At 70.7% G+C, this 16,895-nt stretch carries 15 protein-coding genes; 13 read left to right on the forward strand and 2 right to left on the reverse strand.

All coding sequences use genetic code 11. From position 1 onward, the window contains the following. Positions 1 to 22 precede the first annotated feature (22 nt). Both IE244_RS24225 and IE244_RS24230 read left to right on the forward strand, forming a co-directional pair. A complete protein-coding gene (locus IE244_RS24225) occupies positions 23 to 994 on the forward strand; it encodes an ATP-binding cassette domain-containing protein (RefSeq protein ID WP_191875675.1) in 972 nt (323 codons plus the stop codon). After that, on the forward strand, positions 991 to 1,785 hold the full coding sequence (locus IE244_RS24230; protein WP_191875676.1) for an ABC transporter permease: 795 nt from the start codon (positions 991 to 993) through the stop codon (positions 1,783 to 1,785). The genes IE244_RS24225 and IE244_RS24230 overlap by 4 nt, the downstream gene beginning before the upstream one ends. A gap of 70 nt (positions 1,786 to 1,855) precedes the next feature. On the opposite strand, the gene IE244_RS24235 is transcribed toward IE244_RS24230, so the two are convergent. Beyond that, a complete protein-coding gene (locus IE244_RS24235) occupies positions 1,856 to 5,014 on the reverse strand; it encodes an ATP-binding protein (RefSeq protein WP_191875677.1) in 3,159 nt (1,052 codons plus the stop codon). Between the two features lie 105 nt (positions 5,015 to 5,119). On the opposite strand from IE244_RS24235, the gene IE244_RS24240 reads away from it, so the two are divergent. The 6 genes from IE244_RS24240 (at position 5,120) to IE244_RS24265 (ending at position 10,611) form a co-directional block, all read left to right on the forward strand. Then, positions 5,120 to 5,293, forward strand: coding sequence for a hypothetical protein (locus tag IE244_RS24240; RefSeq protein ID WP_191875678.1), 174 nt, complete (start codon positions 5,120 to 5,122; stop codon positions 5,291 to 5,293). After that, entirely contained in the window at positions 5,290 to 5,379 is a 90-nt protein-coding gene (kdpF, locus tag IE244_RS24245) for a K(+)-transporting ATPase subunit F (protein WP_009326374.1), read from the forward strand. Before IE244_RS24240 ends, kdpF begins: the two co-directional genes overlap by 4 nt. An 8-nt stretch (positions 5,380 to 5,387) precedes the next feature. Then, positions 5,388 to 7,049 (forward strand): potassium-transporting ATPase subunit KdpA, encoded by a 1,662-nt coding sequence (kdpA, locus tag IE244_RS24250; protein ID WP_191875679.1) that lies wholly within the window; start codon positions 5,388 to 5,390, stop codon positions 7,047 to 7,049. Beyond that, on the forward strand, positions 7,049 to 9,178 hold the full coding sequence (gene kdpB, locus IE244_RS24255; RefSeq protein ID WP_191875680.1) for a potassium-transporting ATPase subunit KdpB: 2,130 nt from the start codon (positions 7,049 to 7,051) through the stop codon (positions 9,176 to 9,178). The genes kdpA and kdpB overlap by 1 nt, the downstream gene beginning before the upstream one ends. Before the next feature lie 24 nt (positions 9,179 to 9,202). Next, complete coding sequence (locus tag IE244_RS24260; protein ID WP_191875823.1) at positions 9,203 to 9,835, forward strand: potassium-transporting ATPase subunit C; 633 nt, start codon at positions 9,203 to 9,205, stop codon at positions 9,833 to 9,835. 92 nt (positions 9,836 to 9,927) lie between these two features. Further along, positions 9,928 to 10,611, forward strand: coding sequence for a response regulator (locus IE244_RS24265; protein WP_191875681.1), 684 nt, complete (start codon positions 9,928 to 9,930; stop codon positions 10,609 to 10,611). Positions 10,612 to 10,618: 7 nt separating this feature from the next. Here IE244_RS24265 and IE244_RS24270 read toward each other — a convergent pair whose 3' ends face one another. Next, positions 10,619 to 11,149: a universal stress protein gene (locus IE244_RS24270; RefSeq protein WP_191875682.1), complete on the reverse strand. Its 531-nt coding sequence runs from the start codon at positions 11,147 to 11,149 to the stop codon at positions 10,619 to 10,621. 275 nt (positions 11,150 to 11,424) lie between these two features. Between IE244_RS24270 and IE244_RS24275 the strand changes: the two genes are divergently transcribed. The 5 genes from IE244_RS24275 (at position 11,425) to IE244_RS24295 (ending at position 16,889) form a co-directional block, all read left to right on the forward strand. Beyond that, entirely contained in the window at positions 11,425 to 11,754 is a 330-nt protein-coding gene (locus IE244_RS24275; protein ID WP_191875683.1) for an SAV_915 family protein, read from the forward strand. A gap of 13 nt (positions 11,755 to 11,767) precedes the next feature. Continuing rightward, complete coding sequence (gene lysA / locus IE244_RS24280; protein WP_191875684.1) at positions 11,768 to 13,093, forward strand: diaminopimelate decarboxylase; 1,326 nt, start codon at positions 11,768 to 11,770, stop codon at positions 13,091 to 13,093. A gap of 102 nt (positions 13,094 to 13,195) precedes the next feature. Continuing rightward, positions 13,196 to 13,966 (forward strand): calcium-binding protein, encoded by a 771-nt coding sequence (locus IE244_RS24285; RefSeq protein WP_191875685.1) that lies wholly within the window; start codon positions 13,196 to 13,198, stop codon positions 13,964 to 13,966. Between the two features lie 286 nt (positions 13,967 to 14,252). Further along, on the forward strand, positions 14,253 to 15,056 hold the full coding sequence (locus tag IE244_RS24290) for a DUF5707 domain-containing protein (protein ID WP_191875686.1): 804 nt from the start codon (positions 14,253 to 14,255) through the stop codon (positions 15,054 to 15,056). 183 nt (positions 15,057 to 15,239) lie between these two features. After that, positions 15,240 to 16,889, forward strand: coding sequence for an Eco57I restriction-modification methylase domain-containing protein (locus IE244_RS24295; RefSeq protein ID WP_229854311.1), 1,650 nt, complete (start codon positions 15,240 to 15,242; stop codon positions 16,887 to 16,889). Positions 16,890 to 16,895: the final 6 nt, after the last annotated feature.

A 16,895-nucleotide genomic window follows, 5' to 3' on the forward strand; every position in this document is an offset into this window, starting at 1 on the left:
CCCGGTCGGCAGTCTCTGCGGCATGACGACGACGGACCACGAACTCGCGATCGCAGCCACCGGGTTGCGCAAGTCCTACGGGGACAAGACCGTCCTCGACGGCATCGACATCCAGGTGCCCGCCGGCACGATCTTCTCCCTCCTCGGGCCGAACGGCGCGGGCAAGACCACGGCGGTCGGCATCCTGTCCACCCTGATCCGCGCCGACGCCGGCCAGGCCCGGATCGCCGGACACGACGTGATCGCCGGGGCACAGGCGGTCCGCGCGGCGATCGGGGTCACCGGCCAGTTCTCCGCCGTGGACGGACTGATCACCGGTGAGGAGAACATGCTGCTGATGGCCGACCTGCAGCACCTCTCCCGCCAGGAGGGCCGGCGGGTCACCGCCGAGCTGCTGGAGCGCTTCGACCTGGTGGAGGCCGCGAAGAAGCCGGCCTCGACCTACTCCGGCGGCATGAAGCGCCGCCTCGACATCGCCATGACGCTGGTGGGCGACCCGCGGATCATCTTCCTCGACGAGCCGACCACCGGACTCGACCCGCGCTCGCGCCACACCATGTGGCAGATCATCCGCGAGCTGGTCTCCGCCGGCACGACCGTCTTCCTCACCACCCAGTACCTGGACGAGGCCGACCAGCTGGCCGACCGCATCGCGGTGCTCAACGGCGGCAAGCTCGTCGCCCAGGGCAGTGCCGCCGAGCTGAAGCGTCTGGTCCCCGGCGGCCATGTGCGGCTGCGGTTCGCCGAGCCGGTGGCGTACGAGCGCGCGGCGACCGCGCTGCGCGAGACCGTGCGCGACGACGAGGCGCTGACCCTGCAGATCCCCAGCGACGGCAGCCAGCGCGAACTGCGCGCCATCCTCGACTGGCTCGACGCGGCCGGCATCGAGGCCGACGAGCTGTCCGTGCACACCCCGGACCTGGACGACGTGTTCTTCGCCCTGACCGGCAGCTCCGTACCCGCTCAGACCACCGACAAGGAGACCGTCCGATGAGCACCGCCGGCTACGCGTTCCGCGACAACCTCACCATGCTGCGCCGCAACCTCCTGCACGCGCGCCGCTACCCCTCCCTCACCCTGAACCTCCTGCTCACCCCGGTCATCCTGCTGCTGCTCTTCGTCTACGTCTTCGGTGACGTGATGAGCGCGGGCATCAACGGCGGCCACGCCGACCGGGCCGACTACGTCGCCTACCTCGTCCCCGGCATTCTCTTCCTGACCGTGGCCATGACCTCGCTCGGCACCGCGGTGTCCGTGTGCACCGACATGACCGAGGGCATCATGGCCCGGTTCCGCACCATGGCGATCTCCCGCGCCTCCGTGCTGATCGGCCATGTGGTCGGCAGCGTGATCAAGACGCTGACGGCTCTGCTGATCGTCCTGGGCATCGGACTGGCCATCGGCTTCCGGCCCGACGCGACGCCGGTGGAGTGGATCGCGGCGGTCGGGCTGATGGCGCTGGTGAGCCTCGGGCTGACCTGGATGGCGGTCGGCATGGGCCTGGTGAGTCCCAACCCCGAGGGGGCCAGCAACATCGGGACCCCGCTGGTCATGCTGCCGTTCCTGTCCAGCGCGTTCGTCCCGGTGGACGCCATGCCGAGCTGGTTCCGCTGGTTCGCCGAGTACCAGCCGTTCTCGCCCGCCATCGAGACACTGCGCGGGCTGCTGCTGGGCAGCGGGATCGGCACGAAGAACGCGGTGCTGACGTTGGCGTGGTGGGCGGTGCTGTCGGTGCTGGGCTACCTGTGGTCCAAGGGGCAGTTCAATCGCGAGCCGAAGCGGTGAGTCCGGCCGGACGGCGGGTGCGGGTCCCGTGCGATGGTCCGCGCAGTTCCCCGCGCCCCTCCGGGCGCGGTCAGCCCCCGGCGTTCACCAGTTCCCGCCGGGCCTCCGCCCGCAGCTCCTCCCGCCCCAGGGCGGCGTACCTCGACCTCGCGTCGGCGTACGCCGCCCCGTCGGCGTTCTCGGCCGCCTCCCGGGACCGGGGCAGTGACAGGGTGGGGAACTCCCGTACCACCGGCATCCGTTCCGCCAGCGCCACCAGCCGTACGGCCGCCGGGTCGCCCTGGGCCAGCCCGGCGTGCCCGAGCGCCAGCAACACCGTTCCGTACACCGGCAGTTCCACCGGCGACCCGTCGACCGGCGAGCCGCCGGCCGGGGCACCGGACAACAGCCCGAGCAGCCGCGTCCGCAACTCCCCGGTGAGCCCGGCGACCGGTTCCGGCCGGCCCTGCAGCGCGTGCGCGGCCACGGCGGCCGCCTGCACCTGCAGCGCCCACGGGTCCACGAACGGGTCGTCGGCGGCGTACCGCGCACTGATCTTCCGCACATGCTCGGCCGCCCGGCGCCACAGCCCGAGCCCGACCTCGGTCAGCCCCCGGGCCAGCGCGATCTCCGCCCTGGCCGCCAGCTCCGGGCTGTACATCCCGTCCGACTCCGGCGGCTGGTCCAGGGCGGCGAGGCCCAGCCAGTACTCGGCCTCGTCGATCTCGCCCCGGTGCAGACAGGCCAGCACCAGCCCCCAGCGGACGCCGATCGAGTCCGACCAGTCGCCGAACGCGTCCAGCGCGCCCAGGGCGGCCCGCAGATGGTCGTACGCCTCCGCACCCCGCTCGGACTGCAGGCACAGCTCGCTGACCCGGCCGTGGCTGAGCAGCCGCATGGCCGGGTTGTCCAGCGGGGCGAGCGCGTCGACCATCCGGCGGGCGCTGTCCAGCGCCCGCTCCGTGTCGTGTCCGGCCTCCCAGACGTAGCTGGCGACACCCGCGGCTATGCCCGCCAGCATCGGCTCGTCGGCCTCGCACAGCTCCTGGAGCCGGGCGAACTGCGGCGGCCGCATCTCCGGTACGGCGCACAGCACGGCGGACAGGGCCCGTACCACGGTGTCCGGCGGGGCGGGCGGCAGCCGGCGCAGCGTCACCAACTGGCGTACGGCGTGCGGGCCGTGGCCCATGAAGAGACTCGCCGCGCACACCGCCGCCGCGCTGCGGGCCGGTTCCACGTCCTCGGGGTCCTCGGGCCGGAAGTGGGACAGGGGGCCCGCGGTGTCGGCGGCCAGCGAGGCCAGCCGGGCGTAGCTGGAGCCGGTGGACCACAGGGACGACAGTACGGCGGTGACGGCGGCGGTGGTCGGTCCGTCGGTGCGGGCCAGCGCGTGCCGCAGGGCGAGGACGAGGTTGTCCTGCTCGGCGCGGATCCGGGCCCAGGCGGGCACCGGATCGTGGCTGAAGAGCAGGTCGTGGTGGGCCCGGCCGAAGTCCCTCGCCCAGGCGAGGAACCGGCCCTTCACCGCCTCCTCCTCACCGGCCGCGGCCCGCTGGTCGGCACCGAACTCGCGCAGCGTCTCCAGCATGTGGAACCGCACCCCGGAAGGGCTCTCGCCCACCTTGATCAGGGACTGCCCGGCCAGTTGCTCCAGCAGCGCCAGCGCGTCCCCGGTGTCGCCGAGCACGTACTCCGCCGCGTCCTCGGTGAAGCCGCCGGGGAACACGGACAGGGCGCGCAGGGCGGCCCGGCCGTCGGGTTCCAGCAGGTTCCAGCTCCAGTCGACCACGGCGCGCAGGGTGCGGTGCCGCTCGGGTGCGTCGCGGCTGCCGCCGCGCAGCAGCGAGAAGCGGTCCCGCAGCCTGCGGGAGATGTCGGCCACGGAGAGCACCCGCACCCGGGCCGCGGCCAGTTCCACGGCGAGCGGCAGCCCGTCCAGGTGCCGGCAGATCTCGGCGACCAGTGCCGCGGGCAGCTCCACACCGGGTCGCGCGGCCCGCGCCCGCTGCACGAAGAGCTCGACGGAGGTGGCCTGGGACAGCTCCGGCAGGGCGTACACCGACTCCGACGTCAGCCCGAGCGGGGCCCGGCTGGTGGCCAGGACCCGCAGCTCCCTGGACCGCGACACCAGCGCCTGGACGAGGGCGGCCGCGCCCGCGACGACCTGTTCGCAGTTGTCCAGCACCAGCAGCGCGGGCCCGGTGCCCAGCGCGCCGACGATGCCGCTCAGCACGTCCCCGCCGCCGCCGGCGTACGGCCGGCCGTCTCCCGCGCCGACCGCCGAGGCCACCTCACCGGCCACGTCGTCGTCGGCGGTGACGCCGGCCAGCGGGACGAAGTGCACCACGGGCTGCTCGGCCGCCCGGCCCACCGCGTGGGAGAGGCGGGTCTTGCCCAGCCCGCCGGGACCGACGACGGTGACCACGCGGGACTCGCGCAGCAGCCCGGTCACGGCGGCGAGGTCGGCGTCCCGGCCCAGCAGCGGGTTCGGCTCGTGCGGCACGCCGTGCCGGACCGGCGGCGCGTCCGCGCTCAGCAACTCCTGGTAGACGGCCTTGAGAGGGCGGCCGGGGTCGGTGCCCAGATCGTCCCGCAGCACCCGGCGATAGCCGTCGTACCGGGTCAGCGCGGCGGCCCGGCCGGCGGTGGCCGCCTCGCAGCGCAACAGCTCCGCCAGCACCTCCTCGTCCCGCGGCAGCTCCTGGGCCAGGCCGGCCAGAGGCGCCGCGGCCTCCTCCCGCCGCCCGAGCCGGGCCAGCGCGAGCGCCCGGGAGCGGACCAGCGCACGGTGGGTCCGGTCCCGGTCGGCCCGCAGCGCGGCCACCGGATCGTGCAGGTCCTCTCCCGCCCCGGTGCCCACGCTCCCGTCCCACAGCGCCAGCCCGGCCTCGGCCCGGGACAGGGCTCCCGCGTGATCCCCGGCCCGGGCGCGCTCGGCGCTCGCCGCTTCGTGGAGCAGCAGCGCGGAACTGTCGACCTGCGTCTCCTCCAGCGCCAGCCGGTACCCGGTCGGGGTGCTCACGACCAGCTCGGCGCCCAGCTGGGCCCTGAGCCGCGACACGAGGATCTGCACCGCCTTGCCCGGCCGCTCGGGCAGCTCGTCCGCCCACAGCCCCTCCACGAGCCGGCCCGTGCTGCAGCCGGTGCGCAGGTCCGCCGCGAGCAGGGCGAGCAGCCCGCGCAGCCGGGGTGCGGTGATCTCCCGCCCACGGCAGGCGACTCGGGACAGCAGGGTCAGCTCGGTCGTCACGCCCCGAAGACTAACCAGCGGGACTGCCCGGCGACCGGCGCAGGCCGACCGCCCCGGGTCCGGTCGTCTCCGTAAGAGACCCGTCAAAGCCGTGAGCGCGGCCGTATGAGAGGCGTCAACGGACGACCGGATCCGGCCACAGGGGCGCTTTCCTCTAACCGTCCGTTCCACCGAACCTCACTCCAGGAGTTCGCGATGGCCGATCTGGCCTTCGTCGTCACCGTGCTCGCGGGTTTCGCGCTGGTGGCCCTCGTCGCCAAGGCGGTGACGAAGCTGTGACCGCCGAGAACGTCGTCGGCCTGGTCGTGGCCGTCGCCCTGCTGGGCTATCTCGTCCTCGCCCTGATCTTCCCGGAGAGGTTCTGAGCGCTGACATGGGTCCCGTACTCGCGGGCGTGCTCCAGCTGCTCGCTCTGACAGGCGCGCTGGCACTCGTCCACATTCCCGCCGGCACCTACATGGCCCGGGTCTACTCCTCCACCCGGCATCTGCGGGTGGAGAGGTGGATCTACAAGGGCATCGGTGCCGACCCCGACACCGAGATGACCTGGCCCGCGTATCTGCGCGGGGTGCTGGCCTTCTCGGCGGCCGGCGTCCTCTTCCTCTATCTGCTGCAGCGGCTGCAGGGCGTGCTGCCCGGCTCGCTGCACTTCGCCTCCGTGAATCCGGCGCAGTCGTTCAACACGGCCGTGTCCTTCGTGACGAACACCAACTGGCAGTCGTACTACGGCGAGCAGACCATGGGGCACGTCGTGCAGACCGCCGGTCTGGCGGTGCAGAACTTCGTCTCCGCCGCCGTCGGCATCGCCGTGGCCGTGGCGCTGGTACGTGGTTTCGCGCGCTCGCGCACCGGTGAGCTGGGTAACTTCTGGGCCGACCTGGTGCGCGGCACCCTGCGGATCCTGGTGCCGGTGGCGGCGATCGCCGCGGTGGTCCTGGTCGCCTGCGGCGCGATCCAGAACTTCTCCGGCATCCACGAGGTCGGTCAGTTCATGGGCGGCTCGCAGCAGTGGAACGGCGGCGCGGTGGCCTCGACGGAGGCCATCAAGGAGCTGGGCACCAATGGCGGTGGCGTCTTCAACGCCAACTCCGCCCACCCCTTCGAGAATCCGAGCCCCTTCACGAACCTCTTCGAGATCTTCCTGATCCTGGTGATCCCGTTCTCGCTGACCCGCACGTTCGGTGTGATGGTCGGCAGTGTGAAGCAGGGCTACGCGATCCTCGCCACGATGTTCACGATCTGGCTGGGCTTCACGGCGCTGATGATGTGGACCGAGTTCGCCCACCACGGCCCGGCGCTGCAGGCCGCGGGCGGCGCGATGGAGGGCAAGGAGGTCCGCTTCGGGATCGGCGGCTCGTCGATCTTCGCCGTGTCCACGACCCTGACCTCGACCGGCGCGGTGGACTCCTTCCACTCCTCCTTCACCGGCCTGGGCGGGGGCATCACGACGCTGAGCATGATGCTGGGCGAGATCGCGCCCGGCGGCACCGGCTCCGGCCTCTACGGCATGCTGATCATGGCCGTGATCGCGGTGTTCATCGCCGGCCTGATGGTCGGCCGCACGCCCGAGTACCTGGGCAAGAAGATCGGCGGCCGCGAGATGAAGCTCGCCGCCTGCTACATCCTGATCACCCCCGCCCTGGTGCTGGTCTTCACCGCCGCCTCGATGGCCCTGCCGACCCCGCCGCATTCCATGCTGAACTCCGGCGCGCACGGGTTCTCCGAGGTGCTGTACGCCTTCACCTCCGCGGCGAACAACAACGGCTCGGCCTTCGCCGGCCTGAACGCGAACACCGACTGGTACAACACCATGACCGGTCTCGCCATGCTGCTCGGCCGCTTCCTGCCGATGGTGTTCGTCCTGGCCCTGGCCGGCTCGCTCGCGGAACAGCAGCCGGTCCCGGTGACCGCGGGCACCCTGCGCACCGAGAAGCCGCTGTTCACCGGCCTGCTGGTGGGCGCGATCCTCATCATCACCGGCCTCACCTACTTCCCCGCCCTGGCGCTGGGCCCGCTCGCGGAAGGGCTGGCGTGATGACCACCCGCACAGAGAACCCAGAGGACTCCATGTCCACCCCCACCCTCGCGCCCCACCAGGACGCGCCCACCGGGCACCAGCCCGCCGAGGGCCGTGCCGGAGCGGGCCTCTTCGACCCCAAGGCACTGGTCAAGTCGCTGCCGGACGCCTTCCGCAAGCTCGATCCGCGGGTGATGGTCAAGTCGCCCGTCATGTTCGTGGTGTGGATCGGCTCCGTCCTGACCACGGTGTTCTCCCTCAAGGACCCGGGCGACTGGTTCGGCTGGACCATCAGCGCCTGGCTGTGGCTGACGGTCGTCTTCGCCAACCTGGCCGAGGCGGTCGCCGAGGGCCGCGGCAAGGCACAGGCCGACACCCTGCGCAAGGCCAAGACCGACACCGTCGCCCGCCGGCTCCTCGCGGACGGCACGACGGAGGAACAGGTCCCCGGCACCGCGCTGACCATCGGTGACCTGGTGGTCTGCGAGGCCGGCGACGTGATCCCCGGTGACGGCGACGTCGTCGAGGGCGTGGCATCCGTGGACGAGTCGGCGATCACCGGCGAGTCCGCCCCGGTCATCCGGGAGTCCGGCGGCGACCGCTCGGCCGTCACCGGCGGCACGAAGGTCCTCTCCGACCGGGTCGTCATCAGGATCACGACCAGGCCGGGCGAGACCTTCATCGACCGGATGATCAACCTGGTCGAGGGCGCCGCCCGGCAGAAGACGCCCAACGAGATCGCGCTGAACATCCTGCTCGCCTCGCTGACCATCGTGTTCCTGCTGGCCTGTGCCACCCTGCCGCCGCTCGCCACCTACGCGGGCACGCACCTGACGATGGTCGTGCTGGTCGCCCTGCTGGTCTGCCTGATCCCGACCACCATCGGCGCCCTGCTGTCCGCGATCGGCATCGCGGGCATGGACCGCCTCGTCCAGCGCAACGTCCTGGCCATGTCCGGGCGCGCGGTCGAGGCCGCGGGTGACGTCTCCACGCTGCTCCTGGACAAGACCGGGACGATCACGCTCGGCAACCGCCAGGCCGCCGAGTTCCTGCCGGTGCGCGGGACGACGGAGGCCGAGGTCGCCGACGCCGCCCAGCTGTCGTCGCTGGCCGACGAGACGCCCGAGGGCCGGTCCGTGGTCGTCCTGGCGAAGGAGCGGTACGGACTGCGCGAGCGGCACCAGGGCGAGCTGGCCGGCGCCGAGTGGATCGCCTTCACCGCACAGACCCGGATGTCCGGAGTGGACGTGGACGGGCGCAAGATCCGCAAGGGTGCCACCGCCTCGGTCATCGCCTGGGTCGGGGAACAGGGCGGCGAGGTCGCGGCGGACGCCCAGGAGCTGACCGACCGGATCTCCGAGGCCGGCGGCACCCCGCTGCTGGTCGCGGTCGAGGACGCGGACGGCGCCCGCGTGCTGGGTGTCATCCACCTGAAGGACGTGGTCAAGGAGGGCATGCGGGAGCGGTTCGAGGAGCTGCGCCGCATGGGCATCAAGACGGTCATGATCACGGGTGACAACCCGCTGACCGCCAAGGCGATCGCCGAGGAGGCCGGCGTCGACGACTTCCTCGCCGAGGCCACCCCCGAGGACAAGATGGCCCTCATCAAGCGGGAGCAGGCGGGCGGCAAGCTGGTCGCGATGACCGGGGACGGCACCAACGACGCGCCCGCGCTCGCCCAGGCGGACGTCGGCGTGGCCATGAACACCGGTACGTCGGCCGCCAAGGAGGCCGGCAACATGGTCGACCTCGACTCCAACCCGACCAAGCTCATCGAGATCGTCGAGATCGGCAAGCAACTGCTGATCACCCGGGGCGCGTTGACGACGTTCTCCATCGCCAACGATGTCGCGAAGTACTTCGCGATCATCCCGGCGCTGTTCGCGGCGGTCTACCCGGGTCTGGACAAGCTGAACATCATGCAGCTGTCCTCGCCCAACTCCGCGATCCTGTCGGCCGTCGTCTTCAACGCGCTGATCATCATCGCGCTGGTGCCGCTGTCCCTGAAGGGCGTGCGCTACCGGCCGATGAGCGCCGACCGGATGCTGCGGCGCAACCTCGGGATCTACGGCATCGGCGGCCTGGTCGCACCGTTCATCGGCATCAAGGTCATCGACCTGCTCATCTCCCTCATCCCCGGGCTGTGACTCTTCAAAGGCGTGCTGATCACCATGAACAACTCCTTCGCGAACACAGCCCGGTTGCTGGGCGCGGGCCTGAGGGCACTGCTGGTGCTGACCGTGCTCACCGGCGTCCTCTACCCGCTGGCCGTCACCGGTGTGGCCCAGGCGCTCTTCGCCGGCCGGGCGAACGGCTCCGAGGTCAGGGCGGACGGCAAGGTCGTCGGCTCGTCCCTGATCGGACAACAGGGGTACGGCCTGCGGTACTTCCAGTCCCGTCCCGCGAACGGCCTCGGCACCAACAGCGTCAACACGCGGTACAAGCTGGTCCTGTCCGGCGCCACCAACCTCTCCGCGGACAGCGAGGTGCTGGTCAAGCAGGTCGAGGACGCCAAGGCCGCCGTAGTGAAGGACAACTCGGTGCCCGGGTACACCGTCAAGCCCTCCCAGGTCCCCGCCGACGCGGTGACCTCCTCGGGCTCGGGCCTGGACCCGGACATCTCCCCGGCCTACGCCGAGCTGCAGGTGCACCGGGTCGCCGCGCGGAACGGCCTGTCCGTCGCCCGCGTGCAGAAGCTGGTCGAGGACCACACCACCGGCCGCACCCTGGGCTTCATGGGCGAACCCCGCGTGAACGTCCTCGAACTCAACATCGCGCTCAAGGACCTCGCGGCACAGCGGTGACGTCCTTGTGCGAACCGTGACGGGAGCCGGCGGTCCGGGGACGCAGCCCGGACCGCCGGCTCCCGCAGGCATGACAGGAGAGGCACACCCCCATGACCCGGGTGCTCGTGGTGGAGGACGACCCGCAGCTCGTACGGGCCCTCGTCATCAACCTGCAGGCACGTCACTACGGCGTCGACTCCGCCCCCGACGGAGCGACGGCCCTCCGGCTCGCCGCCGCGCGCCAGCCCGACGCGGTCCTGCTGGACCTCGGCCTGCCCGACATGGACGGCGTCGACATCATCAAGGGCCTGCGGGGCTGGACCCGCGTGCCGGTCCTGGTCCTGTCCGCCCGGCAGGGCTCCGACGAGAAGGTGGCCGCGCTGGACGCCGGCGCCGACGACTACATCACCAAGCCGTTCAGCATGGACGAGCTGCTCGCCCGGCTGCGGGCCGCCGTCCGTCGCACGGGGGACACCCCCCTCGTCCCCGAGACGACACTGGTCGAGACGGACGACTTCACGATCGACCTGCTCGCCAAGAAGGCCGTACGGGACGGCCGGGACGTCCGGCTCACCCCGACCGAATGGCACCTGCTGGAGATCCTGGTGACGCATCCCGGCCGGCTGATCACCCAGAGACGGCTGCTGCAGGAGGTCTGGGGAGTCTCGCAGCGCAACAAGACCAACTACCTGCGGGTCTACATGGCCCAGCTGCGCCGCAAGCTGGAGACGGACCCCTCCCGGCCCCGCTATCTGATCACCGAGCCCGGCATGGGCTACCGCTTCGAGGAATGAGCGGCCGTCACACCCGGGGCCATACGCGGCCCAGGCCCCACACGCTCCGGCGCCGCACCGCCGCCAGCTCCGCCCGCAGCGGCGGCGGCACCGCGAGGACGGGGCACATGGCGTGGGCCAGGCAGTACCGGCCGACCGACGGCCACAGCGCCCGGTGCAACCGGCCCCGCCGGCCCGCGCCCACGACGAGGACGTCGTCCTCGCGGTCGGCGGTCCCCACCAGCGCCGGCCCCGGCGCGCCCCGTACGACGAGCGCCTGCCCGGGGAGCCCGGTGTCCACGCCGCCGAACACCCCGTGCAACGCCCCGACGAGCCGCTCCCGCGCCAGCCGCTCCCACACGGGGACCAAGGCCGTCGCGGACGGGAACCTGCGGGCGGCGGGATCCCCCTCGGGCGGCTCCCAGGCCAGCACCGGCCAGAGCTCGGCCCCCCGGCGCCCGGCCTCGGCGGCGGCCCGGCTCAGGACGGCCGCACCGTCCAGCGAGCCGCTCACTCCCACCATGACCCGGGCGGCCGAAAGCGGGCGGTACGCGGACATGGCTCCTCCTGGAAATCCCTCCCATCACACCCGCTCACCCCGCTCCCGCGCAGTCGGTACATCCGTTCCTGACACCACTCTGACGGCCCTTGCCCGCCCCTGCCCCGCGCCCGTCAGCGTCCCGTCAAGGTCGCCCGAGTCACCGTCAGCGTCCCGTCAGGGCGACCCCGCGGCCCCCCGCCGCCGGGCATAACGTCGACACCGCGCCCCGGCCCGCCTCCCCGCGTCCGGGGCACCCCAGATCCCTCGCTCCCCGCCCCTACGGGAGGCACCCCATGACAGAACTCCGTCACGGCGAAGACCCCGAACCCGCCGATCCGTTCCCGGCCGGACCCCTGTACGTCCCGGTCCGGCCGGAACCCTCCGGATACGCGGCCCGGCTCTTCCGCACCCCGCTCGGCGACCGTACGGCCGTCGGCTTCACCACCGAGCGCCGGCTGACCGCCACGCTCGGCCCCGGCCAGCCGTGGATCCGGCTCGCCGAGCCCGCCCTGCGCGCGCTGACCGCACCGCTCGGCGTCACCACGCTCACGGTGGACCCGCAGTTCACCGCCCCGGCCGCCACACCGGTCACATCCGAATCGCCCCTCCTGCGGGCCGCGTGAGGGAGCGGACACGATGACCACGGTTCACGAACCCACCACCGCCAGCGGCCTGTTGCTGTGGCCCGCCTCCACCGCCGAACCGTCGCACGGCGGCCTCACCGTCGGCGGCGTACCGCTCGCCGAGATCGCCGACCGCTTCGGCACTCCCGTCTACGTCCTGGACGAGGCCGAGGTCCGCGACCGCTGCCGTACCTATCGGAACGCCTTCCCCGACGCAGAGGTCCTGTACGCGGCCAAGGCGTTCCTGTGCCGGGCCATGGCCCACTGGACCGCCGAGGAGGGACTCGGCCTCGACGTCTGCTCCGCCGGCGAACTCGAACTCGCCGTCACCACCGGCTTCCCGCCCGAGCGGATCGTGCTGCACGGCAACGCCAAGTCCCCGCACGACCTGGACACCGCCCTGCGCCTCGGAGTGGGCCGGATCGTCATCGACAGCCCCGCCGAGATCGCGCGGCTGGCCGCCGCCGTCGGCCCGGACGGCCACCAGAAGGTCATGGTCCGGGTCGTGCCCGCGATCGCGGCCGGCGGGCACGAGAAGATCCGCACCGGCACGGACGACCAGAAGTTCGGCCTGTCCATCGCCGACGGCTACGCCCAGCACGCCATCACCCGCATCCTCGACCAGCCGCAGCTCGAACTCACCGGCCTGCACTGCCACCTGGGCTCCCAGATCACCAGCGTCAAGCCGTACCTCGTCGCCGTACGCCGGCTGGTCGGCCTGATGGCCCGCCTGCACGAGCAGCACGGCCTGGTCCTGCCCGAACTCGACCTAGGCGGCGGTCACGGCATCGCCTACCGCCCCGGCGAGGAGGCCCTGGACCTGACGGCGCTGGCCCGCGGGGTCCGCACGGAACTCGCCGACGCCTGCGCCACGGCCGGGCTCCCCGTCCCCCGCCTGATCATCGAGCCCGGACGGGCGATCGCGGGCCCCGCCGGTACCGCCCTGTACCGCGTCCTGGCCGTGAAGCGCACGGGCGGCCACGTCTTCGTCGCCGTCGACGGCGGCATGAGCGACAACCCGCGCCCCGCCCTGTACGGCGTCCACTACGCGCCGCGCCTGATCGGCCGGCACCCTACGGCGGACGCGGCCCGGGTCACCGTCGTGGGCCGGCACTGCGAGGCGGGGGACGTCCTGGCCGCCGACACGCAACTCCCCGCCGACGTACACCCCGGCGACCTGCTCGCCGTACCGGTGGCCGGTGCCTACCACCTGTCGATGGCCTCCGGCTACAACCTGGTCGGCCGCCCGCCGGTGGTGGCCGTACGCGACGGCCTCGCCCGTCTCCTGGTGCGCCGCGAATCCCTGGAGGACATCCGCAGCCGCGACGTGGGCCTGTAGCGGCCCGGAACAGCCGCGTGACGGGCACGCCGGGAGCGCTTACAGTTCGCTCACCTGCCGACGCCTACCCAGGCAACAGGCCCCATTTTCCTGAGGGAACTCATGCACAGATTCGCCATCGGTACCGCTTTGTCCGGTGCGCTGGCACTCGCCGCCCTCACCGTCCCCGCGGCGCACGCGGACACGGTGGTGGGCGACACCGAGGTTTCGCACGTGGTCGTGAACGGCGGCAAGGACGTCGCCGTCGGCACGACCAACAAGGTGACCTTCAAGGTCACGTTCACCGCCTCCGACCCGGCCGGCATAGCGTCCGGACAGACGTACCTCTACCACGGCACGTGGAGCGACCCGGACGCCTTCTGGACCCAGGACTCGGACGCCGACACCGTGTGCACGTCGGGCACCACGGTCACCTGCACGTCGACGTACACCGTCGTCCCCGAGTACGACCTGCACTACAACGCGCTGGCGGGCACCTGGCACATCGGCGCCTACGCGAAGGCCAAGGACGGCGACTCCGCGAAGCGGACGGACGTCGGCACCTTCCACGTCCAGCGCTACTCCAAGCTCACGGTCAACGCCTCGCCGGAACCGGTCGCCAAGGGCGCGAAGCTCACGGTCACGGGCAAGCTGACCCGGGCGAACTGGGAGGACCACCAGTACCACGGTTACACCGGGCAGCCGGTCCAACTGCAGTTCCGCAAGGCCGGCAGCAGCACGTACAGCACGGTCAAAACCGTGTCCACGGACAGCACGGGCACTCTGAGGACCACGGTCACCGCCTCCGCCGACGGCTACTGGCGCTACTCCTTCACCGGCACCAGCACCACGCCCCCCGCCACGGCCACCGGCGACTTCGTCGACGTGCGCTGAGCAGTCCTTCGCCCCACCGGTGTGCGGCCCACGTGGCCGGACCGGCTGAAGTCCGGCCACGCAGCCGCCGCTGTCCGCATCCCTGGGGCGCCGTCGCCTGCATCGTCACCCGCCCCGCCCCGCCCACGTCGCTCGTCCGGCGCCCCTGTGTCGGGGAGGGGAACGGGGCGGGACGAGGGATCCCCGCATCTCGTCGTGACTCGAAGGAATCTGTACGATGCGTGCGCCCATAGGCTCTTGTCGGGAGCCGTCCCGCGGGGCCCTTCTTCTGACCGTGGGGATGCATATGCGCATACGCGCTTCGGTCGCCGCTCTGTCCGGCGCCCTGGTTCTCGCTTCGGCTCTGGTGTTTCCCGCCGCCGCGCAGGCGCACGCGGGGCCCATGACCAGTGAGGACGACACGACGATCACGAAGGTCGTCGTCAACGACGGCAAGGACATCGTCCTCGGCACCTCCGCCAAGAAGTCGTTCACGGCCACGGTGACCGCGGCCGACCCGGACGGCGTCACCGGCGGCTGGGTCGCCCTGTGGCACGGCACCTCCTTCGACGAGCAGGGCAGGGACGGTGCTCTGATGCCCGCCGAGCAGGGATCGGGCTCCTGCGTGGCGGCCGGTGCCCAGACGTCGACGTGCACGGTCCACTTCACCCTGGACCCGAAGGCCGACATGACCAAGAACGCCTATGCGGGCACCTGGCACGCGTACGCCATCGCGTACGGCCTCCCGAGCGGTTCAACCAGTGACGGATACGCCGGCTCCGTGCACATCAAGCGCAACACCACGCTGACCGCGAACGCCTCGCCCGAGCCGGTGGTCCATGGCCGGACCATCACGGTCAAGGGCACGCTCACCCGCGCCGACTGGGAGACCCATGCGTACGCGGGCCTGAGCAACGTGCCGGTGAAGCTCCAGTACCGCAAGTCGGGCACCAGCACGTACACGACCCTCAAGACCGTCACCAGCGGCCCCGGCGGAGCCGTGACGGCCACCACGACCGCGACGGGCGACGGGTACTACCGCTTCTCCTACGCGGGTACCACGGCCACCGCCGCCGCGACGTCGGCCAGCGACTTCGTCGACGTCCAGTAGGAACAGGCGACCGCCTGCGAGGCTTGATCAGAAGCCTTTGGCCCCCGACACGTCAGAGGCCACTCACGAAAATTCGTAAGTGGCCTCCGACCACTACTGGGTAGCTCATCCCCGCAGACCGCTCCTGCGGTCACCACAGGGTCAGGACCGTCCGCCCTGACCCGTAGGACTACGCTCACCACCGTGCCCCATCCTGTGTCAGCGAACTCCGCGGTAGAGCCCATCTCACAAGAAGCTGTCGAGAACGGCGAGGTTTACACCCGCCGGTGGGTCGTCGACATGATCCTCGACCTAGCGGGGTACACGGCAGATCGCGACCTCGGGCAGTGGACGATCACGGATCCCGCCTGTGGCACGGGAGCCTTTCTGCTGAGTATCGCTGAGCGACTCAGCACGGCTTGCCGTAAGCAAGGCAGGGACCTTCCAGAACGAGCCGTCAGGGCTTTCGATCTTCTCGACCGGAACGTGCAGGCCAGCCGCAAAGCCGTAGTTGAGTTGCTCACCGCGGACGGCTGGGAAAAGACTGAAGTCGAAAGACTTGCTCGCATCTGGATCAGATCCGGCGATTACCTCCTCGAACCTGCCCAGCAAAGCGACTTCGTGGTCGGGAACCCGCCGTACATCCGTTTGGAAGACGTTCCGGATCAGCGCATGCGTGCGTATCGAAAGAACCAAAGGACGATGGTCGGGCGCTCCGACATCTATGTCGGCTTTTTCGAAAAAGCGCTGAATTCGCTCCCCCCCGGCGGAGTGCTGGGGTTCATCTGCGCCGACCGATGGATGCGCAATCAGTACGGTCGGGAACTCCGAAAGATGGTTGCTGATCGCTACAGCATGAAAGCGGTGGTGATCATGCACGACGTCGACGCTTTCGAATCTCAAGTAGCCGCCTACCCGGCTGTCACCATCCTTGCCAACGAACCACAGGGGCCCGTGATCGCCGCCGACACGACAGCTCGGTTCGACGCAGAACAAGCACAAGAGCTCCTCTCCTGGGTCCGCGCAGAAGGTGTGCCAGAGGAGAGCAATGACGCCTTCCAGGTGGCCCGCCTGCCGCACTGGTTCTCGGGCGACGAGTCGTGGCCTGCCGGCAGCCCAGCGCGACTCGCCATGCTGGAATACCTCAACGACCGGTTTCCCACCCTTGAGGAAACCGCCACACGTGTGGGTATCGGTGTGGCCACGGGCGCGGACGCCGTTTTTGTCACGACGGATTCCTTGGCCGTGGAGAATGACCGACTGCTTCCTATGGCCATGGTCAAAGACGCAAAAACCGGCCATTTTCAGTGGCAAGGTACGTACCTCGTGAACCCCTGGGAAAGTTCAGGTGGCCTCGTCGACCTCGATCGCTATCCCAAGTTGAAGCGGTATTTCGAGGCGCATGAAGCGAAGCTGAAGAGCCGATATGTCGCTAAGCAGAGGCCGAGTCACTGGTACAAAACCATCGACAAGGTTGACCCTGACCTCACCAATCGCCCAAAACTGCTGCTTCCGGATATGAAACTCACGATTCACCCGGTACTGGATGAGGGTGGTCATTATCCCCACCATAACCTGTACTATGTGGTTTCGGATTCTTGGGACATGAGGGTCCTCGGCGGCTTGTTGCTCTCGCGCGTCGCTCAGGCCTTCGTGGAGGCGTACGCGGTTCGCATGCGCGGGGGGACGCTACGGTTCCAGGCGCAGTACCTGAGACGTATCCGCGTTCCTGCTCCCGACTCTCTCTCCTCGGCAGATGCACTAGCGTTGGCGACGGCGTTCGATCAACGAGACGTGCAAGCCGCCACCTCGGCGGCCCTCCACGCCTACGGGATCGATCGCATCCCGGACTGACGCGAT

The organism is Streptomyces filipinensis, from assembly GCF_014649495.1.
Lineage (GTDB): Bacteria > Actinomycetota > Actinomycetes > Streptomycetales > Streptomycetaceae > Streptomyces > Streptomyces filipinensis.